Source organism: Saliphagus infecundisoli (genome assembly GCF_020177375.1).
GTDB lineage: Archaea > Halobacteriota > Halobacteria > Halobacteriales > Natrialbaceae > Saliphagus > Saliphagus infecundisoli.
In genome coordinates, this window is the sequence record NZ_JAIWHV010000001.1 from 403,954 (window position 1) to 422,732 (window position 18,779).

At 69.5% G+C, this 18,779-nt stretch carries 20 protein-coding genes; 7 read left to right on the forward strand and 13 right to left on the reverse strand.

What is annotated here, in order from left to right; genetic code table 11:
• Window positions 1–17 precede the first annotated feature (17 nt).
• The 5 genes from LCF40_RS02310 to LCF40_RS02330 all read right to left on the reverse strand — a co-directional run bounded on the left by LCF40_RS02310 (window position 18) and on the right by LCF40_RS02330 (window position 4,566).
• Complete coding sequence (locus tag LCF40_RS02310; RefSeq protein WP_224827197.1) at window positions 18–506, reverse strand: DUF7519 family protein; 489 nt, start codon at window positions 504–506, stop codon at window positions 18–20.
• Window positions 503–2,410: a DUF58 domain-containing protein gene (locus tag LCF40_RS02315; protein ID WP_224827198.1), complete on the reverse strand. Its 1,908-nt coding sequence runs from the start codon at window positions 2,408–2,410 to the stop codon at window positions 503–505. The genes LCF40_RS02310 and LCF40_RS02315 overlap by 4 nt, the downstream gene beginning before the upstream one ends.
• Complete coding sequence (locus tag LCF40_RS23660; protein ID WP_224827199.1) at window positions 2,407–3,069, reverse strand: DUF4129 domain-containing protein; 663 nt, start codon at window positions 3,067–3,069, stop codon at window positions 2,407–2,409. The genes LCF40_RS02315 and LCF40_RS23660 overlap by 4 nt, the downstream gene beginning before the upstream one ends.
• An 83-nt stretch (window positions 3,070–3,152) precedes the next feature.
• Window positions 3,153–4,220, reverse strand: coding sequence for an Mrp/NBP35 family ATP-binding protein (locus tag LCF40_RS02325; protein ID WP_224827200.1), 1,068 nt, complete (start codon window positions 4,218–4,220; stop codon window positions 3,153–3,155).
• Between the two features lie 43 nt (window positions 4,221–4,263).
• A complete protein-coding gene (locus LCF40_RS02330) occupies window positions 4,264–4,566 on the reverse strand; it encodes a DUF7969 family protein (protein WP_224827201.1) in 303 nt (100 codons plus the stop codon).
• A gap of 74 nt (window positions 4,567–4,640) precedes the next feature.
• On the opposite strand from LCF40_RS02330, the gene LCF40_RS02335 reads away from it, so the two are divergent.
• Together LCF40_RS02335 and LCF40_RS02340 are read left to right on the forward strand one after the other, a co-directional pair.
• Window positions 4,641–5,492, forward strand: coding sequence for an eIF2B alpha/beta/delta subunit family protein (locus LCF40_RS02335; RefSeq protein ID WP_114577279.1), 852 nt, complete (start codon window positions 4,641–4,643; stop codon window positions 5,490–5,492).
• Between the two features lie 206 nt (window positions 5,493–5,698).
• Complete coding sequence (locus LCF40_RS02340; RefSeq protein ID WP_224827202.1) at window positions 5,699–6,820, forward strand: Gfo/Idh/MocA family protein; 1,122 nt, start codon at window positions 5,699–5,701, stop codon at window positions 6,818–6,820.
• A gap of 13 nt (window positions 6,821–6,833) precedes the next feature.
• On the opposite strand, the gene LCF40_RS02345 is transcribed toward LCF40_RS02340, so the two are convergent.
• From LCF40_RS02345 to LCF40_RS02360, 4 genes are all read right to left on the reverse strand, one after another.
• Window positions 6,834–7,193 carry an Ig-like domain-containing protein gene (locus LCF40_RS02345; RefSeq protein WP_224827203.1) on the reverse strand — a complete coding sequence of 120 codons (360 nt, stop codon included), beginning with the start codon at window positions 7,191–7,193 and terminating at the stop codon, window positions 6,834–6,836.
• A 294-nt stretch (window positions 7,194–7,487) separates the two neighbouring features.
• Complete coding sequence (gene psmB / locus LCF40_RS02350; RefSeq protein ID WP_114577276.1) at window positions 7,488–8,237, reverse strand: archaeal proteasome endopeptidase complex subunit beta; 750 nt, start codon at window positions 8,235–8,237, stop codon at window positions 7,488–7,490.
• Window positions 8,238–8,308: 71 nt separating this feature from the next.
• Entirely contained in the window at window positions 8,309–8,659 is a 351-nt protein-coding gene (locus tag LCF40_RS02355) for an OB-fold domain-containing protein (RefSeq protein WP_198667907.1), read from the reverse strand.
• Window positions 8,660–8,730: 71 nt separating this feature from the next.
• On the reverse strand, window positions 8,731–9,888 hold the full coding sequence (locus LCF40_RS02360; RefSeq protein ID WP_224827204.1) for a thiolase family protein: 1,158 nt from the start codon (window positions 9,886–9,888) through the stop codon (window positions 8,731–8,733).
• Window positions 9,889–10,034: 146 nt separating this feature from the next.
• Between LCF40_RS02360 and LCF40_RS02365 the strand changes: the two genes are divergently transcribed.
• On the forward strand, window positions 10,035–12,530 hold the full coding sequence (locus LCF40_RS02365; protein WP_224827205.1) for a heavy metal translocating P-type ATPase: 2,496 nt from the start codon (window positions 10,035–10,037) through the stop codon (window positions 12,528–12,530).
• A gap of 6 nt (window positions 12,531–12,536) precedes the next feature.
• Here the strand turns inward: LCF40_RS02365 and hflX are convergent, their stop codons facing one another.
• Complete coding sequence (hflX, locus tag LCF40_RS02370) at window positions 12,537–13,847, reverse strand: GTPase HflX (RefSeq protein WP_114577273.1); 1,311 nt, start codon at window positions 13,845–13,847, stop codon at window positions 12,537–12,539.
• A gap of 191 nt (window positions 13,848–14,038) precedes the next feature.
• On the opposite strand from hflX, the gene LCF40_RS02375 reads away from it, so the two are divergent.
• Window positions 14,039–14,344 (forward strand): FUN14 domain-containing protein, encoded by a 306-nt coding sequence (locus LCF40_RS02375; RefSeq protein WP_114577272.1) that lies wholly within the window; start codon window positions 14,039–14,041, stop codon window positions 14,342–14,344.
• Here the strand turns inward: LCF40_RS02375 and gfcR are convergent, their stop codons facing one another.
• Window positions 14,345–14,980, reverse strand: a complete 636-nt coding sequence (gene gfcR / locus LCF40_RS02380) for a transcriptional regulator GfcR (protein WP_114577271.1) — start codon at window positions 14,978–14,980, stop codon at window positions 14,345–14,347. It abuts the gene before it with no gap.
• Window positions 14,981–15,257: 277 nt separating this feature from the next.
• Between gfcR and LCF40_RS02385 the strand changes: the two genes are divergently transcribed.
• Genes LCF40_RS02385 through LCF40_RS02395 form a run of 3 tightly spaced genes read left to right on the forward strand, consistent with a single transcriptional unit; the run spans window position 15,258 to window position 17,692 of the window.
• Window positions 15,258–15,935, forward strand: a complete 678-nt coding sequence (locus tag LCF40_RS02385; RefSeq protein ID WP_114577270.1) for a helix-turn-helix domain-containing protein — start codon at window positions 15,258–15,260, stop codon at window positions 15,933–15,935.
• A gap of 58 nt (window positions 15,936–15,993) precedes the next feature.
• A complete protein-coding gene (locus tag LCF40_RS02390; RefSeq protein ID WP_224827206.1) occupies window positions 15,994–17,118 on the forward strand; it encodes an acyl-CoA dehydrogenase family protein in 1,125 nt (374 codons plus the stop codon).
• Window positions 17,119–17,161: 43 nt separating this feature from the next.
• Window positions 17,162–17,692: an HAD family hydrolase gene (locus tag LCF40_RS02395; RefSeq protein ID WP_114577268.1), complete on the forward strand. Its 531-nt coding sequence runs from the start codon at window positions 17,162–17,164 to the stop codon at window positions 17,690–17,692.
• On the opposite strand, the gene LCF40_RS02400 is transcribed toward LCF40_RS02395, so the two are convergent.
• Window positions 17,689–17,922 (reverse strand): DUF5822 domain-containing protein, encoded by a 234-nt coding sequence (locus LCF40_RS02400; RefSeq protein ID WP_114577267.1) that lies wholly within the window; start codon window positions 17,920–17,922, stop codon window positions 17,689–17,691. The genes LCF40_RS02395 and LCF40_RS02400 overlap by 4 nt on opposite strands.
• A gap of 53 nt (window positions 17,923–17,975) precedes the next feature.
• On the reverse strand, window positions 17,976–18,746 hold the full coding sequence (locus tag LCF40_RS02405) for an alpha/beta fold hydrolase (protein ID WP_114577266.1): 771 nt from the start codon (window positions 18,744–18,746) through the stop codon (window positions 17,976–17,978).
• Window positions 18,747–18,779 lie beyond the last annotated feature (33 nt).

Consider the following 18,779-nt stretch of genomic DNA (forward strand, 5'->3'; position numbering starts at 1 on the left):
CTACAAAAACGGCGCGCTCACGCCCGCCGGGCGAACAGCAAGGCGAGAACGCAGCCACAGAGTAAGAGGACGGCAAACGCCGGGAGGGCGACCGAAAGCGATCGAGAAAGGCCGTAGGCGATCCCGACGCTGAACGCGCCGACGGCCCCGCTCGCGGCCGCGTGGTGGAGTTCGAGCCGGAGCGCGTCGGCCTCCCGGCCGAGCTGGACCCCCAGCGTGATCGATCGCCGGCCGGCGTCCCACGCGAGGACCGCACAGAGGGACCCCAGGAGGACGGGCTCGGTCGGCGTGCCGGCGATCGCCCCGGCGGCGATCGCGACCACGAACGCCCCGAACCCGACGCCCGGGAGCGACCGCGAGCGCCGGTACAGCCCCGCGGCCACGCAGGCCGTTCCAAGGAGAGCCGCCAGAGACGCCACCGGGTGCCAGGTCGTCGCCAGAACCGTGAGGAGGGCGCTCGAGCCGAGCGCGATCGCCGCGCTCGCCCGCGTCGGCCGCCCGGTCATCTCGACCACCGGGTCGTGGCCCGCCGGAGGGCGGTCTCCAGGGGGTCGTCGGCTCCCCAATCGACGACCCGAACCCCCGCGCGCCGGAGGTCGTACAGCCGGACGCGGCGCTCCAGGTCGGCGACCCGTCCGCCGGGGGTCGAACTTCCTGTGGAATCCGGACTGAGCACCGTCACCGGGTAGCCGTAGGCGTCGAGCGACCGCGCGAGGCGGGCCGCCTCGGCGTCCCGGAGCGGCGAGACGAACAGGACCTGGGCGGCGGGGGTCCGGGCTCGAAACGACTCGAGCCACTCGCGGGTGTCACAGTAGTCCTCGGGCGGGCGCTGGCCGAAGGCGGGATGGGTCGAAAGCGCCTCCTCGAGCCGTGGCCCGGTCTCGCCCGCGGCGCTCGGCGCGAGCCAGCAGGGCGTCGGCGAGAGCCCGGCCAGCCCGACGGCGTGGCCCTCGGCGAGCAGCGCCGGGAGGAGCCGGGCCGTCGCGGCCACGCCCCGATCGCACGCCGGCTCACCCCCCTTCGGCGCAGCGTACGCCGGAGTCCGGCAGTCGACGACGGCGACGACCGTGGTCGCGCGCTCCTCGCGGAAGGCGACCGTCGAGAGTTCTCGAGTCCGAGCGAGGCGCCGCCAGTCGATTCTGGCCATCGGATCGCCCCGACGATACTCCCTGGTCGAGTGGAACTCGATGCCGTCGCCGCCCGCCTCCGTCGGGAGCGCCCCGACGAACCGCGTCACCGCCGGCTGGAGCGAGAGCTCGGCCGCCGCCGCGGACTCCGGCCGGCAGACGAGTTCGGTCTCGGCCGGCACGGTCAGGTCGTGTTCGACCGTCTCGGCCGCGTCGCGGGCGAGCACCCGGACCGGGCCGAACCCGTGGCGCCCGCGCCGGGCCCGCACCGTGTACGCGAGCGTCGTCTCGCCTCCGGCGGGCAGCGGGGTGCCCCGGCGGGGCGAGCCCGCGACGACCTCCAGAGTCTCGGGGACGCCGTCGATCAGCCGCACGTCGGGGAGGGGGGCCTCGCCCTCGTTTCGGACCGTGAGGGTGACCGTCAGCTCCTCGCCCGCAGCGGGCTCCTCGGGATCGACCGATCGCGTCGCCGAGAGCTGCGGGACGCCCCCAAGCTCGCTGCGGGCGTAGGCCGCGTAGCCGACACCCGCCGCGGCGACCAGGGCGAGCGCCGGCTCTCCGACGGCGACCCCGCCGCCGAGGCCGACGAGCGCGAGCGCGCTCACCCCGTGCCATCGGTCGGTCGCCCTGACCGTCGCTTCCGCCGGCTCGACGGTGTACCCCGCCGGCTCCGGCTCCCGCGGTCGGAGCCGGTCGAGCAGCCGGCGCCCGATCCCCGCCGCCGGCTCCCGCGAGGGTATCCGGCCGGTCGCCCGGACGAGTTCGTCGATCGTCCGTTCGACCGCCTCGCGGACATCGCTCGCGCCGTCGCGGATCGCCCTGGCGTCGGCCAGGTCGTCGGACGCGTGGCCGAGGAAGGCGGCCGCGACGGGGTCGTCGGTCCACGACCTGCTCTCGAGGCGCTCCGTGGCTTCGGCCGGCGTGAGCCGCCCGTGGGCGACGAGGGTCTCGACCGCGACCTCCCGCAGCCGTCCGTGGAGGCGCTTCAGCGCGTAGGAGGTCCGGCCGCGCTCGATGGCGGCGTCCGCGAGCAACGAGTCGACGCGCTCGCCCGGCGTCTCGACCGGGGCCCGGCGTTCGGGCGTCGGGAGCGACGGCCGCTCGGTCTCGCGGCCGATCCGCCGGACGAACAGGAGGGGGATCCCGACGCCGACCGCGAGGAACAGAAAGACCAGGGCGGTCCCCGCGGGGGGAGTCGGATCGACGTAGCGAGGCCCGAGGAGTCCGGCGAGGCCGAGCGCGGCGGCGATCCCCACCGCGACCGAAAACCGGCACCGGCTCACGACCGATCACGCTCGTCGGCGCCCTCGATCCGGCGGAGCGCCTCGATCGCCCGGCGCTCGTCGTCCTCGGTCGGCTCCCGGCCGCCGTACCGGACGTCCTCGAAGAGTTCCGTGAGGACCTCCACGTCCCGCTCGTCGATCCCGGCCCGGACCGCCGCTCGGGCGAACTCCCCGGTGGTCCTCGCCCGCCGGTTCGACACCGAGAGCGCCCGCGTCATCTCCCGCCACGCGCGATGGACGTCGTTCTCGACGGCGTCGCCTTCGAGACGGTCGGCGGCGGCTCCGGCGGCCTCCGCGACGGTCTCGAGCGGTTCCTCGTCGTCCGGATCGTCGGATTCCTCGGATCCGTCGAGGGGGTCGGGACTCCCTTCGACCGAGACGTCCTGATCGGCCGGCCGGCGGAGCATCCGGTAGACGGTCGCCAGGGCGAGGAGTCCGGCGAACAGGAACGCGATGGGGAGGAGGAGTTCCCAGGGTACGAGTCCGGTGGCCCCGACGGGTTCGCGGGAGTCGTCGTCCTCCGGGTGGACGTCCGATCCGTCGGCGGTCACGTCGGGGCCGTCGGCCGGGACGTATGCCGGAAGGGACGACGCGACGACGGCGAGGACGACCAGCGAGACCAGCGCGATAACGGCTCCCGTCGCGTTATCGCGGCCCATGGCGTGGTCGTGTCAGCGGACGGTATTAATAACCATCCATACGTATCTTGCCGGGAGAACGCGCTCGGGGTCTTCGAACGATCTCACTCGGTCGGCGGGCTCCGCTCGGCGACCGCCGCCGACGCGGCCCGCCGGTGGACGATCCCGGTGTTGTTCGCGACGGTTTCCGTGAGTTCGCGGAGCGCGTCGCCGGTTTCCCCCTCCGCGAGGACGGAGGGCTCGCCCTCGTCGCCGCCCTTCCGGATCGCCGGGTCGAGCGGGATCGAACCGAGGAACGGGAGGTCGTGCTCGTCGGTGAACTCCCTTCCCCCGCCCTCGCCGAAGATGTCGTGTTCGCTCCCGCAGTCCGGACAGACGAACGTCGCCATGTTCTCGGCGATCCCCAGCACGACGGTGTCGTGGCGTGCGAACATCTGGAGCCCCTTCCTGGCGTCGTCCAGGGCGACGTCCTGGGGCGTCGTGACGATCACGCTCCCGGTGACGGGCATCGTCTGGAGCATCGTCAGCTGGGTGTCACCGGTTCCGGGCGGGAGGTCCACGACGAGGTAGTCGAGGTGACCCCACTCGACGTCCTCCGTCAGTTGAGTGATCACCTTGTGGACCATCGGCCCCCGCCAGATGACGGGGTCGTCCTCGCCGACCAGAAAGGCCATGCTCATCAGCTTCACGCCGTGTTTCTCCGGGGGAACCAGGGTATCGGACTCGGTCGTCATCGGCGGCTCGTCGGCGTCGACCATCCGGGGGACGTTCGGGCCGTAGACGTCGGCGTCGAACAGGCCGACGCGAGCACCCAGATCCGAAAGCCCCGCCGCGATGTTGACCGCGATCGTCGACTTCCCGACGCCGCCTTTCCCGCTCGAGACGGCGATCACGTTCTTGACGTTCGGGAGGACCGCCTCCTCGCCGCCCGAATCGCGGTCGGGGACGCTCGCCGAGAGCTCGGGATCGATCCCCTCCTCGCCGAGGACCGCCCGGACCTCGCCGGCAATCGCCGTCTCGGTCGGGGAGTACGGCGCCCCGAGCGCGAGGTCGATCGCCACGTCGTCGCCGTCGACGGTGACCTCGTTTACGAGCCCCAGCGAGACGATGTCGTCGCCGAGATCGGGGTCCTCGACGGTCCGAAGCAGGTCGAAAACGGCGTCGTCGTCCATGGCGGGGATGGGCGACGGCCGTCGAAAAGGGTTGTGCTGTGGGTCAGGGCCGGAAGTCAAAGCGCGGTCCGCCGAACTCGGCGGGATCGGGCTCGAGTTCGACCCCGCTCTCGAACCGAACGAAGTTGAGGTAAAACGGGCGGCCACATCCCTCCGTCCGTTCTCGCTCCCCGCACTCGAAGACGATCCCGTCGGCGGCCTCGCGCGCTTCGAGGGGGTCGTCGAGGGTCGCGTACTCCCACCCCGGCTGGGCCGTAAGCGTCACCGACCGGTCGGCGATCTCGGGCGGGCGCTCGACATCGATCACGGCCCCGCAGTGAGGACAGGTGTAGCTGACCGAAACCATACCCCTCCTACCCGTCGACGGACCCTAAGCCCTCGCACCAGAACACCTTTTGCTCGCCCCGCGGAGACCCTCGTATGATCGACGAAACGGTCGAGGAGCTCCGCGAGATGCAGACCCACAGCTCCTCGGTCGTCGCCGTAAAGGCGACGCGCTCGCTCGAGGAACTCCTAGAGCGGGAGTTCGCCACCGTCGAGGAGTACGTCAGGGACCTGGAGCGAAACGGCGCGGTGTTGCGCCGGTCGAACCCCTCGCATGCCTCCCTCCAGAACGCCGTCCGCGAGGTCGTCGAGACGGTCGCCGACGCCGACTGTGGCTCCGTCGAGGAGGCCAAGGAACTCACCCGGGAGCGGATCGACGCCGTCGTCACTCGCGTCGAGAACGGGAAGGAACGCGCCGCCGAAAACGCTGCCGACTTCCTTGCCGACGGCGCGACCCTGTTGACCCACGACTACTCCTCGACGGTCGAGGCCGCTCTCGCGGGCGCGACCGCGGACGGAAAGAGCTTCGAGGTCTACGTCACCGAGGCCCGCCCGCGCTACGTCGGCCGCAAGACCGCCCGCAAGCTTTCCGCGATCGACGGCATCGACGTCACCCTCATCACCGACAGCGCGAGCGGCTACTTCCTCGAGGACTGTGACCGGGTCGTCGTCGGAATGGACTGCATCGTCGGCGAGACCCTCTACAACCGGATCGGCACCTTCCCGATCACCGCCGCCGCGAACCAACTCGAGGTGCCGGTGACGGTGCTCGGCTCGGCCGCGAAGATCATCACCGACGGGTTCGCGTTCGAAAACGAGTTTCGCCCCCCGAGCGAGGTCATGTTAGAGCCCACGGAGGGGTTTTCGATCGAGAACCCCAACTACGACGCGACGCCGATCGACCTGCTCTCGGGCGTGGTCACCGACGACGGTTACCTCTCGTTTTGACCGTCGAAACCACTGGTTACTCGCGGGCCGAACGGATCGGTAACCGAACAGTCACTGATCTTCACAGAAGATCAGTCACAACCCTTATTCCGGTCGGATCCTCCAGTTCTACCAATGAAGCGTCGGCACAGTTCTCGAACGACAGTACAACTGACGATTGGCTGCTCTCCGCTCTCCCGTCGACCGAATAAATCGGAGGTTTCGTCGTGAAATTCGACGACATCGGCGTCGGGGTCGTCGGCCTGGGGGGGATGGGGCAACTCCACGCCAACAGCATGCACGATCTCGGCGCGAGCGTCGTCGCGGGCGCCGACGTCTCCCCGCCCCAGCGCGAGCGCTTCGGACGCGAGTTCGGGGTCCCGACCTACGAGGACCACGACGACCTCGTCGCCGACGAACACGTCGACGCCGTCGTCGTGACGACCCCGAACCGGTTTCACGAGCCGATCGCCGTCGCGGCCCTGGAGGCCGGTCGCGACGTCCTGGTCGAGAAACCCCTCGCACACACCTTAGAAAGCGCCGAACGGATCGTAGCGGCCGCGAGAAAGGCCGACGCCGAGTGCATGGTCGGTTTCCACAACCGCCACACGGCCGGAACGACGATGCTCACCGAACAACACGCCCGCGGGCGCTTTGGCCCCCTCACCCACGTCGAGGCGAACTACGTCCGCCGCCGGGGAATCCCCGGTCCCGGCTCGTGGTTTACGAACGCCGACCTCGCGGGCGGGGGTGCACTGATCGACATCGGGGTCCACGCGTTGGACCTCTCGCTGTACGTCCTCGGCTTCCCGGAGGTCGTCGAGGTCAGCGCCACGACCCGTTCGACGTTCGGCGGGGAGGAGAGCTATGCCGACCCGGACGGCTTCGGGGAGAACTGGTCGGCCGACTCCGGAACCTACGACGTCGACGACTCCGTCTCCGCGTTCATCCGGTGTGCGGACGGCCGGACGATCAGTCTCGAAGCCGCGTGGGCGACCAACCGCGAGCCCAGTTCCGAACTTCACGTCCGGGGAACGCAAGCGGGCGCACGCATGGAGATCGGCGGCACCGACCTCTCGATCCTCGAGACCGGCACCGTCGGCTGTGACCACTACGCCGACACCGACCTGACCGGGGACGCCTCGATCACGGGCTATAAGCAACAGGACCGCGAGTTCCTCGCCTGCGTCGCCTCCGGCCACGAGCCAGCGACGAACACGGTCGGGGAGGCTCTGACCGTCCAGCGCGTGATCGACGCCATCTACCGCTCGAGCGAAACCGGGCGGGCCGTCGAGGTCGAACGCCGCGAACACGAGGCCGCGCCGACGATCCGCCGGGAGTCCTCCTGATCGCCGTCGCCCATCACATGTGGCCGGCTCTATTGCTGGACAACTCCCCTGACTCGGAGATTCCGATGATCCACCCCGGGCCACCCTCTCCCACGTACCGTTCTTGGAGCGTCCACGTTTCTACGATCGTCTCCGAACCGGATAGCGTCGCCCGTATGGTATACTTCCCGGAGCGATCGAAGACGTCCTCCTCCACCGTCGTATCTCGTGGTGCAAGCGAGAGATCATCCGCGTATACAGTCTCGGCGTCTTCGAACACGACCTCTATCGAGAGGTTCTGAGACTCACCCCCGTCGTTGATCAGCTCTAAATCGGCCGGGTGGGTACTGACGTAACATTTCGGGACGTTCGGATCGACGCCGTCCGGGTACACGCAGTCCTCGTCTTCCGGAGGATCATCCGGATACCCGTATGGACTCCCGATACATCCGGCTCCGACTACCAATAGCAGACAGAGACAGACCCGGATGGTACGTCTTGGCACGTATGATGGTCCCGGACGGTCCCCATCATTTTTGCGGTGGCTGAGGTACTCGCAGCGGCCTCGCCATGGTTCGGCGGTCGCCGTCGCCGTCTCCGAGGTCGTCACTACCGCTTTCCGGACCCATCGATGCCGTCCTCGAAAACGAACCCATCCGAAATCCCGCGGGAACTGACGCCGGACCGTCTACAGGACGTCGTCGAAGTCGCTGTGGCCGTGGATGTCGACGCCATCCTCGGTGATTTCACAGAGGAAGACGCCGTTGCCGCTGCCGGTGTCGCGCTCGACGGCCGACTTGATCCCGCGGGCGGCGATCTCCATCGCCTCCTCGTTCGAGAGTCCCTCCTCGTACTCCTGTTCGAGCAGGCCGTAGGCGAGTTGCATCCCGCTGCCGGTGACGGTGTAGTCGTCCTCCATCACGCCGCCCGCGGGGTCGATGCTGAAGACGTGGCTGCCCTCCTCGTCGACGCCGCCCAGGATCGGGTGGATCGCGAAGAACGGGCCGCCGCGGGCGAAGTTGCCCGCGAGCGTCGCCAGCGCCTCGATGCTCAGGTTCTCGCCGTTGCGGGCTTCATAGAGGTTGACCTCCGCGCGGAGGCTCTTGATGAACGACTGGGCGCCGCCGACGCTGCCGACAAGGGTGAGCGCCGCGGTCGGGTGGATCTGCTCGACCTTCTGGACGTTCTTGTTCGAGACGAACCGGCCGCCGAGGCTCGCGCGCATGTCCGTCGCGATGACGACGCCCTCCTCGGTCGTCAGCCCGATCGTCGTCGTCCCGGTCTTGTTGACGTTGTCGAGGTCCGCCCGGCTGAACTCGTTTTCGGGCAGCTCCCCCAGTTCGGGCTCGTAGGGGCTCGTCGCCCGCTGGCCGGAGGTGTCGCCGTCGAGTTGACCGATCCGGTCGGTCGGGTCGGAACCGTGGGTAGGCGTTCGCATTGGCAGTCATTACGCTCGGGCGCATATAAATCATCGGCGTTCCGTTCCGACGGGCCGGAACCCTGGCCCTTTTAAACCGGCTCGAACCGGTAGCCGTCCCACTCCTGGCTCTCGGGTTCCTTGATTCCCGCCCCGGGATCGCGAAGTTCCTCGGCGTAGACCGGCCGAACTTCCGTCCCGCTCTCGACCGGTTCGGTCAGTTGGCCGATTGCGCGGACCGGCTCGCCCTCTACAGTGAACTCGACGATCGCGACGTGGTTCGGTTCGCGGACGCCCGGCGGCGTCGCGTGGGAGGTCGTCCAGGTGACGACCCGCGCGGTGTGCTCGCTCAGATCGACGGTGCCGACGGGCTCCTCGCCGTCGGGCCCCAGCGGGTGGGGCGGGTAGCCGAGCGAGCCATCGGCGTAGCGGGCGGCCGCCATCGGCGGCTCGCCGTTCTCGCTATCGTCCGTCCCGTCGGCACCCGCGGCCTCCCCGCTCTCGCCGGCGCCGCTCATACGCCCGCCTCCATGATCGTCGTGATGACGCAGTTGCCGAAGCCGCCGACGTTACAACAGAGGCCGACGTCCGCCTCGACCTGGCGCGGGCCGGCCTCGCCGACCAGTTGCTCGTAGACCTCGACCGCCTGGGCGACGCCGCTCGCTCCGAGGGGATGGCCCTTCGATTTGAGCCCGCCGGAGGTGTTGATCGGGAACTCGCCGTCACGGTCGGTGTACCCCTCGTCGACGAGTTGCCAGGACTCGCCCTGCTCTGCGAAGCCCAGCCCCTCCATCTGGAGGAATTCGAGGATGGTGAACATGTCGTGGAGTTCGGCGACGTCGATCTCCTCGGGACCGTAGCCGCTCATTTCGTAGGCCTCCCGGCCGCTCTCGACGACCCCTCCCATCACCGTCGGGTCGGGCCGTTCGTGGACGACGTGGGTGTCGGTCGCGCCCGAAATGCCCGAGATCAGGGCGTAGTCGTCCGTGTACTCCCGGGCCACGGATTCCGGGCACAAGAGGAGGGCGGCCGAGCCGTCGGTGATCGGACAGAAGTCGTAGAGTCTGAGGGGATCGGCGACCATCGGGCTCTCGAGGACGGTCTCCAGATCCACTTCCTTCCGGAACTGGGCGTTGGGGTTGTCCACCCCGTTTCTGTGATTTTTCACTGCTACTTTCCCCAGGCTCTCGCGAGGTGCGTCGAACCGTTCGAGGTAGTGCCTGGCGGTCATTCCCGCGAACGACGGGAGGGTGAGCCCGTGTTTGTACTCGCAGGGATGGGTGATCGAGGCGATGACGTCCGTGCTCTCGCCGGTCGTCCGATGGGTCATCTTCTCGCCGCCCACCAGCAGGGTCATCTCGCTCGCGCCGCTCGCGATCGACTGCCAGGCGGCGTGGATCCCCGCGCCGCCACTCGAACTCGTCTGATCGATCCGGGCGGCATAGGCCGGCATCGCTCCCAGGTCGTGAGCGAGGGCGTTCATCGTCCCGCCCTGGCCCTCGAACTCGCCGCTGGCCATGTTCGAGACGTAGAGGTGCTCGAGTTCCCCGGGCTCGACGCCGGCGTCCTCGAGACAGGCGACCCCGGCCTCGGCGAGCAAGTCGAGGATCCACTCGCCCTCCCGATTCCCGAAGGGGGTCATCGAGGCACCGATCACTGCGACTGGTTCCATACTCGACGGCACTCGGGTCAGCGATTTATAGGTGAGGGTCGGGCGGGCCGCCGCCGGTGAAAACCTGCTTATTCCTTCGGGGCCAACGCCGCCCCATGGAACGGAGAGCCGGGGATCCTGCCGCCGTCTCCCGGAGGGGATAGCCCGTGTCCGGACCCGATCGGGACGCGGACGCCTCCGTGGACGCCACGTGTTATCTGTGTGGCCGCACGATCCCCTCCTCCGGGGTCGAGGACGGGGAGAGGACGTTCTGTTCGACCGGCTGTCTGGACGTGGCGACGACGCTCGGGGCCCCTGCGACGACCGGGGAACCGAACACTGACGATAGCGGTGATCCCGACGGGGACGAGGGCACGCGGGAGGACCTCGCCCGCACCTTCCTCCGGATCGACGGCATGCACTCGGCGACCTGCGAGGCGTTCCTCGAGTCGGTCGCCGAGGGCTGCGAGGGCGTCGTCGACGCCGAGGCGAGCTACGTGACGGAGACGATGCGGGTCACGCACGACCCCGACCGCGTCTCGGACGCTGAACTCCGGGACGCGGCGAGCACGCTCGGGTACACGGCGTATCTCCGGTCGGAGGCGACCGAGGAGGGGGAGTCGGCCGGCGCGACGCGCCGGTCCCGGGAGATGACGGGCATGCGGAAACGCCGGGACGACCGGTTGCTCGAGCTTCGGTACGCCGCCGGCCTCCTCTTCGGCGCATTCCTGTTGCTCCCCTACGTCGCCGTCCTCTATCCGGCCCATCTCGCCTCGGTTACGGAGCTGGCCCTGCTCTCGGGGTTCGAGCGGTCCTTCCGGCTGAACGGCGCCGGCGGCCTCATGTTTCTGCGGCTCTCGCTCGTCCTGGCCGGGATCGTCCTCCTCTTTACCGGGTTGCCGGTGTTGCGCGGGGCCTACGTCGGCCTCCGAATGCGCCGGCCCAACACGGACCTGCTCGTCGCGACGACGGTGACGGCCGCCTTCGTCTACAGCACGGCCGCCGCGTTGCTGGGCCGAACCGACGTCTTCTACGACCTGGCGGTGGTGGTCGCCGCCGCGGTGACGGCCGCGACGTTCTACGAGTCCTCGGTCAAGCAACGCGCCCTCGAGGAACTCACCGACCTCACCGTCTCGCAGGTCGAGGCCGCCCGCCTGTACGAACCCGACGGGACGACAGCGGAGATCCCGGTCGAGGAACTCGAGGCGGGCGATCGCGTGCTCGTCCGTGCCGGCGAGCGAGTTCCGGTCGACGGGGTCGTCGAGAGCGAGTGTACGGTCGACGAGGCGATCGTGACCGGCGAGTCCCTCCCGGTGGGCAAGGAGGAGGGCGACGACGCGGTCGGCGGCTCGGTCGTTACCGACGGTGCGGCGGTCGTCCGGGCCGGACCAGAGGCGACGAGCAGCATCGACCGGATCACGACCGCCCTCTGGAGCCTCCAGAGCGGGAATCACGGCGTCCAGCGCCGGGCCGATCGGCTGGCAGCCCGTGCCGTCGCGGTCGTCGCCAGCGCGGCCGTCCTCGCCGGGCTCGTGGCGGCCGCGAGCGGGTCGGGGGCCACGAACGCCGCCCTTCGTTCGCTGACCGTCCTGCTCGTGGGGTCCCCGTGGCTCATCGGGTTCGCGACGCCGCTGTCGGTCGCGACCGGCATCGAGGAGGCCCTCCGGCGGGGGATCGTCGTCTTCGACGAGACCGTCCTCGAGCGGCTCCGGGGCGTCGATACCGTCGTCTTCGACAAGACGGGAACGCTCACGACCGGGGAGATGGAGGTCGTCGAGGCCGACGCGCCCCCGGGCCTGCTGGACGCTGCCGCGGCGCTCGAGGCGCGGGCGTCCCATCCCGCCGCGGCGGCGATCGTGGCGGCGTTCGGCCGCAATTCTGACTTTCACGACGGAAGAGGAGGCGACGAGTGCGGCGACGACCCGACCGACCGGATGAGCGAATTCGACACCCATTTGAGCGGGGTCGAGGGGGTCGTCGACGGGACGCCGGTCCTGGTCGGCGATCTCGACCTCTTCGCCGATCGGGGGTGGGCAATCGAGGAGGGTATCGAGTCGCGAGTCGCCGAGGCCCGCGGCTTCGGCCGCCTTCCGGTCGTCGTCGGCCGGGACGGCGCCGCCGAGGGCCTCGTCGTCGTCGGCGACGAGCCCCGCGAGGGGTGGGCGGGGACGATCGCCGGTCTCGGGGAGCGGGGGATCGAGGTCGTGGTCCTGACCGGCGACGACGAGGCGGCCACGGAGTTCTTCGCCCGCCACGAGGACGTCGCGCACGTGTTCGCGGGCGTCCCGCCCGAGGGAAAGACCGCGACGGTCGAGCGCCTCGCGGGCCGGGTTGCGATGGTCGGTGACGGCACCAACGACGCGCCGGCGCTGGCCGCGGCCGACCTCGGGCTCTCGCTGGGCGGCGGGACCGACCTGGCGGCCGACGCGGCCGACGTCGCGATCGCCGACGACGACATTGGGTCGGTCGAGACGGCGTTCGATCTGGCGAGCGCGGCCCGCCGGCGAGTCCGGCAGAACAACCGGCTCGCGCTGGGGTACAACGCGATCGCGATCCCCGCCGCCGTGGCCGGCGTCTTCAACCCCCTGACGGCCATGTTCGCGGCAGTCGTGGGCGGGGCGCTCGTCGGGGCGAACTGTCTGCGGGATCTGGCCGACGAGTAGGGCGGGTCAGGCGGATTCGGCGGCCGTCGGCAACTCGCCGGCCCGCGAACGGGCCTGCGAGATCACCGCGGGGCGGGCCGAAAACGAGACCTGTACGTCCTCGTCGCCGTAGGTGACGTCCTCGACGCGGGCGTTGTCGTGGAGCCAGGAGACCAGGCTCATCGTCTCCTCGGCCATCGGGAGCACGAGTCGTTCGTCCTCCCAGTCGGGGAGTTCGGCGTCGATCCGCTCTCTCAAGGCCTCAAGCCCGGTCCCCTCGCGGGCGCTGACCGCGACCGGGTTCGGCGCGAGCGCCGACAGCGCCTCGCCTTTCTCCTCGAGTTCCGCCTCGCTCACCCGGTCGGTCTTGTTCAGAACGGTGACGATCGGTGCCTCGTTTCGCTCGTAGAGGGTGTCGTGGGAGGTGACGAGTTTCTCGTGGATCTCGTCGATGGGCTCGCTGACGTCCACCACCAGAAGCACGAGGTCGGCCCGGTAGACCGAGTCCAGCGTCGACTTGAACGACTCGACGAGCCAATGGGGCAGATCGGAGATGAACCCCACCGTATCCGTGACGAGCACGTCCCGAGGCTCCATGTCGGCCCGCCGGGTCGTCGTCCCGAGGGTGGTAAACAGCCGGTCCTGGGACTCGGCGGTCGTCTCCAAGTCCTCGTGGCGCTCGTCGTTTTCGTCGACGGAGTGGTCGGCCGCGAGCCGCCGGAGCAGGGTCGATTTTCCGGCGTTGGTGTAGCCCGCGAGCGCGACGAGGTCGAACCCCGAATCGCGCCGGCGTTCCCGGCGGTCCTCTTCGGTGCGCTCGATCGTCTCGAGTTCGTCGGTGATCCGGCTGATCCGCGCTTTGATGTCGCGTTCGCGGCTCTCGTCGTACTCCCCCAGGCCCATGAACCCGGGGTGTTCGCCGCGCTTTGCGAGGCTCGTCTTCGCCTCCGCCCGCGGGAGTTCGTACCGCAGTTCGGCGAGTTCGACCTGGAGCTGGGCGGTCCTGGTTCGAGCGCGCTGGCCGAAGATCTCGAGGATGAGGGTGAAGCGATCGAGGACCTCGACGTCCTCGGGAAGCTTCCCTCCGAGGTTGTACATCTGGTAGGGACCCAGCCGGTTGTCGAAGATCACCGCCGACGCCTCGGCGGACTCGACCGTCCGGGCGAGTTCCCCGGCTTTCCCCTCGCCGATCTGGAGGGCGGGATCGGCCTCCCTGGTCTGGGTGAGTTCGCCGACGACGTCGTAGCCGGCGGACTCCGCGAGGTGGATTATCTCGCCGGTGTCCGCAGTCCCGGAATCGACCCGTTTCGCGACGATCGCGCGCTGTGGTGGGCTCATGTGAGGTGGGTGGTGAGCGCCCGACCCGACGGCCCGCGACACCCGAACGCCGAGTCGCTACGGACGCCGGCCGGTCACCTCCGGCGCGAGTGGGACGCTCATGGGCGCCGGTAGGTCCCCCAGTATCTTCAATCCAGTGGCGCTCGTGGGACGACCGGAAGGATCATACTCCCCCGCGAGAACGGGCCCATATGCTCGATCTCGACCCGGCCACCATCGGCCTCGAGTTCGGTGGCGGGGCCACTGCCGGATTCATCGGGGGTTACGTGGCGAAGAAGGCCACGAAGCTCGTCGCCGTGCTCGTCGGCCTCCAGCTTGCGGGCCTGCGATACCTTGAGAGCGAGGGGATCCTCGCGGTCGACTGGGAGGCGTTGGGGTCGGAGATCGCCGCGCTCTCTGCGTACGCCGATCCGGCCTACCTCGAGGGCGCCGTTTCGACGCTCTCGATCGGCGCCGGCGTCACGGGCGGGTTCGTACTCGGCTTCCGCCGTGGATGATCAGTCGTCTTTCCTGACGCTGATGACCTGCAAAAGCGAGTAGACCGGGACGCCCTCAAGCTCGTCGATCCCCTGTTTGTCCGCGAGCACGATACAGGCGAGAGGGTCGCCGTCCTCCGCGCGAACGGCCTCGATCGTCTCGCGCATCGTCGTCCCGCTGGTGATCGTGTCGTCGACGATGTAACACTCCCGGTCGCGGATGCCCGCGAAGTTCCGGGAGAAGGTTCCCCCGAGGTCGGCGATGTCGCCTTCCTCCCACTGGTGTTTCGCGGGCGTGTAGCTCCCCAGGTCGGTCTCGAGTTCGCGGGCGATCAGCGTCGCGATCGGCGTCCCCGCCTTCTCGATCCCGATGGTGAGATCGACGCCCTCGCCGTGTTTGGCGAGCATGTCCGCCATCGCGGTCGCGATCGCGCTCATCCGTTTGCTGTCCCGGCCGACCGCGGACCAGTCGACGTGGATGTCCCCCGGACTGCTCGCCGGCTCCTCCCGGTTCGCCGTCGGCGCGCCGCCGCTTCGCTCGACGAGCCAGCTCGCCGTCTCCCGGGAGACGTTGAGTTCGTCCGCGATCTCGCCCTTGGAGAGGCCGCGATCGGCGAGATCGGCCGCGCTCTCGATCAGGTCGTCGACGTCCTTCATGCCTTCGAGTTCGGAGGCCGTTTTTATAGTCGTATCGTCACCGACCGCCGACCGTGTCGTCGCCGGGCGCTATCTCACCCTATATAAACCGCTGGAACAGTCAGGGCCACAAGGCAACCGAGCGGGTAGCGTATCGAAAGACAGGATCGATCCGGGTGGCCACGCGGTGTCGGCCCGGCAACCTATCCGTTCCAACCATGATCCACACTGATATAGTCGACAGTCGAGGTCCGTCGCTCGCGCATCGGTCATCCGGTCGAACGGAGGGTGAGACGGCGTGACGACCGTCACCGAACTCGCGCTTACCTCCGAGGACGTCGCGCTCGCCGAGACGTTCGAGGCCCTGCCCGACCTCGAGATCCGGATCAAAAGCGTCGTCGCCGAAGGCCCCCTCCAGACGATGCCGCTGGTCTGGATCGCCGGCGAGCCCCGGGCGGAGATCGAAGAGGCGCTCGAGGCGGACTCCTCGGTTTCGGAGTTCGACCGCCTCCTCGAGGACGACGGGGGCTCCGAGTGGCTCTACCGCATCGAGTACGCCGCGGGCGTCGGCAACATGTGTTCGGCGATCTTCTCGAACGACGGGACGATCCTCGACGCGCAGTGTTCGGCCAGCAACTGGACGTTCCGCCTCCTGTTTCCCCAGCGGGACCTCCTCTCGGAAGCCGTGGGCGAACTCGAGGATCAGGGGATCACCGTCGACGTCAAACGGATGGTCGAGGCCGGCCGCAACGCCGACCTGGAGGCGACCGCGGCGCTCACCGAGCCCCAGGAGGAGGCGATCAGCGAGGCCTACGACCGCGGCTACTACGACGTCCCGCGCCGGATCTCGCTCGAGGATCTCGCGACCGAACTCGACATCTCCCACCAGGCGCTCTCCGAACGCCTCCGCCGGGCGAACAAGGTCCTGGCGAGCGAGCAGATCGGCGAACCCGGCCAGGACGGCATCGTTCACTGATCTCTCCTCCCGCTGGCGCCGGACCCACCTTTTTGCCCTCCCCTCCCCCAGACGGGGTATGGATTCCGACTTGACGGACGAGCAGGCCGCCGTGGGCGACGTCGTCCGCGAGTTCGCCCGCGAGGAGATCCGCCCGCTGGCCGCCGAGGCCGACCGCGAGGAGACGTTTCCCGAGACGGTCTGGGACGGGCTCGCCGACCTCGATCTCACGGGATTGACCGTACCGGAGGAGTACGGCGGCTACGACGCCGATCCGGTCACCTACGCCGTCGTCAACGAGGCGGTCGCCGGCGGGATGCTCGCCGTCGCGACCGCCCTCTCGGTGCACTGTCTGGCGACCGCCTGCATCGCCGAGTTCGCGGGCGAGGGCGTCCGCGAGGAGTGGCTTCCGGAGATGGCCGAGGGCCGTCCCGTCGGCGCGTTCGCGCTCTCGGAGCCGGGGGCGGGCTCGAACCCGGCGGAAATGACCACCCAGGCCCGAAAAGAGGGCGACGCCTACGTTCTCGACGGCGAGAAACAGTGGATCACGAACGGCAATCGGGCAGGGGCGATCGTCTGTTTCGCGAAGGTCGACGGGGACGACGGGGTCACCCAGTTCTTGATTCCCGGCGACGTCGACGGGCTCTCGGTCGGCGACCCCGAGGAGAAACTCGGGCTCCGCGCGAGCGACACGACCTCGCTCACCCTCGATGGCGTCCGGGTCCCCGCGGAGTACCGCCTGACGCCCGTCGGCGACGGGCTCTCGGCGGCGTTTCACGTCCTCACCGACGGCCGGATCGCCATCGCGGCCCAGGCCGTCGGCGTCGCGTCCCACGCCCTGGAGGAAGCCCGCGGGTACGCCGGCGAGCGCGAGCAGTTCGGCGGCCCGATCGGCGACATCCAGAGCGTCCAGCACACGCTCGCCGAGATGGCGACGGAAACCGAGGCCGCCCGGCAGCTGACCCGCTACGCCGCCCGCCGGCGGGCGGACGGCGAGGGCGCGATGGCCGCGAGCATGGCGAAGTACTTCGCGAGCGAAACCGCGACCGAGGTCGCGGGCGAAGCCGTCCAGCTCCACGGCGGCTACGGCTACGTCACGGAGGGCGGGGTCGAACGCCTCTATCGCGACGCGAAGATCACCGAGATCTACGAGGGAACCACACAGATCCAGAAGACGATCATCGCCAGACACCTCCTCGAGTGAGACGACCGAAGCGGCTATACCGCCGTCGTCCGACCAAAAACGCATGTCCGGAGCCGACTACGACGCCGTCGTCTACGACCTCGACGGCACCCTTGTCGACCTCGACGTCGACTGGGAGGCGACCGCCGTCGATGTCCGCGAGGTGTACGCCGCCGCGGCGGTCGACGTGCCGGCCGGCGATCTCTGGGAGTTGCTCGCGGCTGCCGCCGACCACGACCTCGCGCCCGAGGTCGAGGCGGCGATCGCGGCCCGCGAACGCGAGGGTGCCCGGAGGGCCGCCCGGCTCCCCCTTGCCGAGGAACTCCTCGCGTGTTCGGTGCCCGCGGGGATCTGTTCGCTGAACTGCGAGGAGGCCTGCCGGATCGCTCTCGACTCCCACGACCTCCTCGAGGCGGTCGACGCGGTCGTCGGCCGCGACACGGTTGGGAGCCGCAAGCCCGACCCCGAGCCGCTGCTGGAGGCGGTTTCCCGCATCGGCGCGACTCCCGGGCGGACGCTGTTCGTCGGCGACTCCGAGCGCGACGCACGCACTGCCGAACGGGCGGGGACCGCGTTTGAGTACGTCGACGGTTAGCGGTTTCGGCGATACGCGTAGACGTAGACCGAAAGCGCTGTCAGGATCCAGATCACCGCGCCGACCCGGACCGCGAAGCCGACGCGGGCGTTCCAGGTCGGCAACGTTGCCGTCGTCGAGAGGACCGCGACCGTCGGCGCGCCAAGCAGGATCGTCGTCACGAACGTCACCTGCATCACCCAGCCGTAGTCGACTCCCTCGGGGTCGGTCCGCTCGACGCGTGTCGGCACGGGCGTTTCTCTCGGCGCAGCGCCCTTAAGCCCGCCGTTGCCCGGTCGGGTCGTTACTCGACGTCGGCGAGAAAGGCCTCGACGCGGTCGGCGAACGCCCGCGGCCGCTCGACCATCGCCAGGTGGGCCGCCTCCGGAACCGCCGCGAGGCTCCCCTCGGGGACCTCCTCGGCGATGTACTCGTGGTACCACGGCGGCGTCAGCTGATCGCGTTCGCCGTAGACGGCGAGGACCGGCACGTCGATCTCCCCGAGGCGATCCCGGACGTCGAACCGGTGGCAGGTCAGAAAGTCCCGGCGGACGACCTTCTGCCCACAGGCTCGCATCTTCGCTTTCGAGCGCTCGACGGCCCGCTCGTCGGGATCGTGAAAGAGCCGGTCGGGGCCGTGGAGGAACTCGAGCGCGCGCTCGAAGTCCTCCTCGAGCCAGTCGAGGAGATCCGAGAGCACGCCCATCCGCGCGCCGGTCCCCGCGAGGACGACCGCGTCGGGGGACCAGTCCGCGCGCTCGACCAGGAGGTGGAGGGCGACGGCGCCGCCCAGCGAACTCCCGACGAGGACGTCCGCGTCGGTCGCTTCCGCGACCGCGAGGGCGTCGTCGGCGTACGCAGAGAGAGTCGTGTAGCCGGGCTCGGCGTCGATATCTTCCGAGTCGCCGTGGCCCGAGAGGTCGAGGGCGGCCGTCGGCCGCTCGGCGAGGCGGCGCTGGGCCGACCAGAGCTCGTGGCTCCCGCCGCTGCCGTGGACGTAGAGCACCGTTTTTCCGTCCTCACTCTCGTCGTGAACGTAGGCGATCCGGCGGCTCCCGGTCGAGGCGGTGTTCATGCGGTCGTGCTAACACTGGACGGGAATCGCCAT

Bases quoted from the DNA above. Each gene is read 5' to 3' on its own strand.
- LCF40_RS02310 (WP_224827197.1), bottom strand. From the start codon at position 506: ATGACCGGGCGGCCGACGCGGGCGAGCGCGGCGATCGCGCTCGGCTCG.
- LCF40_RS23660 (WP_224827199.1), bottom strand. From the start codon at position 3,069: ATGGGCCGCGATAACGCGACGGGAGCCGTTATCGCGCTGGTCTCGCTG.
- LCF40_RS02325 (WP_224827200.1), bottom strand. From the start codon at position 4,220: ATGGACGACGACGCCGTTTTCGACCTGCTTCGGACCGTCGAGGACCCC.
- LCF40_RS02330 (WP_224827201.1), bottom strand. From the start codon at position 4,566: ATGGTTTCGGTCAGCTACACCTGTCCTCACTGCGGGGCCGTGATCGAT.
- LCF40_RS02335 (WP_114577279.1), top strand. From the start codon at position 4,641: ATGATCGACGAAACGGTCGAGGAGCTCCGCGAGATGCAGACCCACAGC.
- psmB (WP_114577276.1), bottom strand. From the start codon at position 8,237: ATGCGAACGCCTACCCACGGTTCCGACCCGACCGACCGGATCGGTCAA.
- LCF40_RS02355 (WP_198667907.1), bottom strand. From the start codon at position 8,659: ATGGCGGCCGCCCGCTACGCCGATGGCTCGCTCGGCTACCCGCCCCAC.
- LCF40_RS02360 (WP_224827204.1), bottom strand. From the start codon at position 9,888: ATGGAACCAGTCGCAGTGATCGGTGCCTCGATGACCCCCTTCGGGAAT.
- hflX (WP_114577273.1), bottom strand. From the start codon at position 13,847: ATGAGCCCACCACAGCGCGCGATCGTCGCGAAACGGGTCGATTCCGGG.
- LCF40_RS02375 (WP_114577272.1), top strand. From the start codon at position 14,039: ATGCTCGATCTCGACCCGGCCACCATCGGCCTCGAGTTCGGTGGCGGG.
- gfcR (WP_114577271.1), bottom strand. From the start codon at position 14,980: ATGAAGGACGTCGACGACCTGATCGAGAGCGCGGCCGATCTCGCCGAT.
- LCF40_RS02390 (WP_224827206.1), top strand. From the start codon at position 15,994: ATGGATTCCGACTTGACGGACGAGCAGGCCGCCGTGGGCGACGTCGTC.
- LCF40_RS02395 (WP_114577268.1), top strand. From the start codon at position 17,162: ATGTCCGGAGCCGACTACGACGCCGTCGTCTACGACCTCGACGGCACC.
- LCF40_RS02405 (WP_114577266.1), bottom strand. From the start codon at position 18,746: ATGAACACCGCCTCGACCGGGAGCCGCCGGATCGCCTACGTTCACGAC.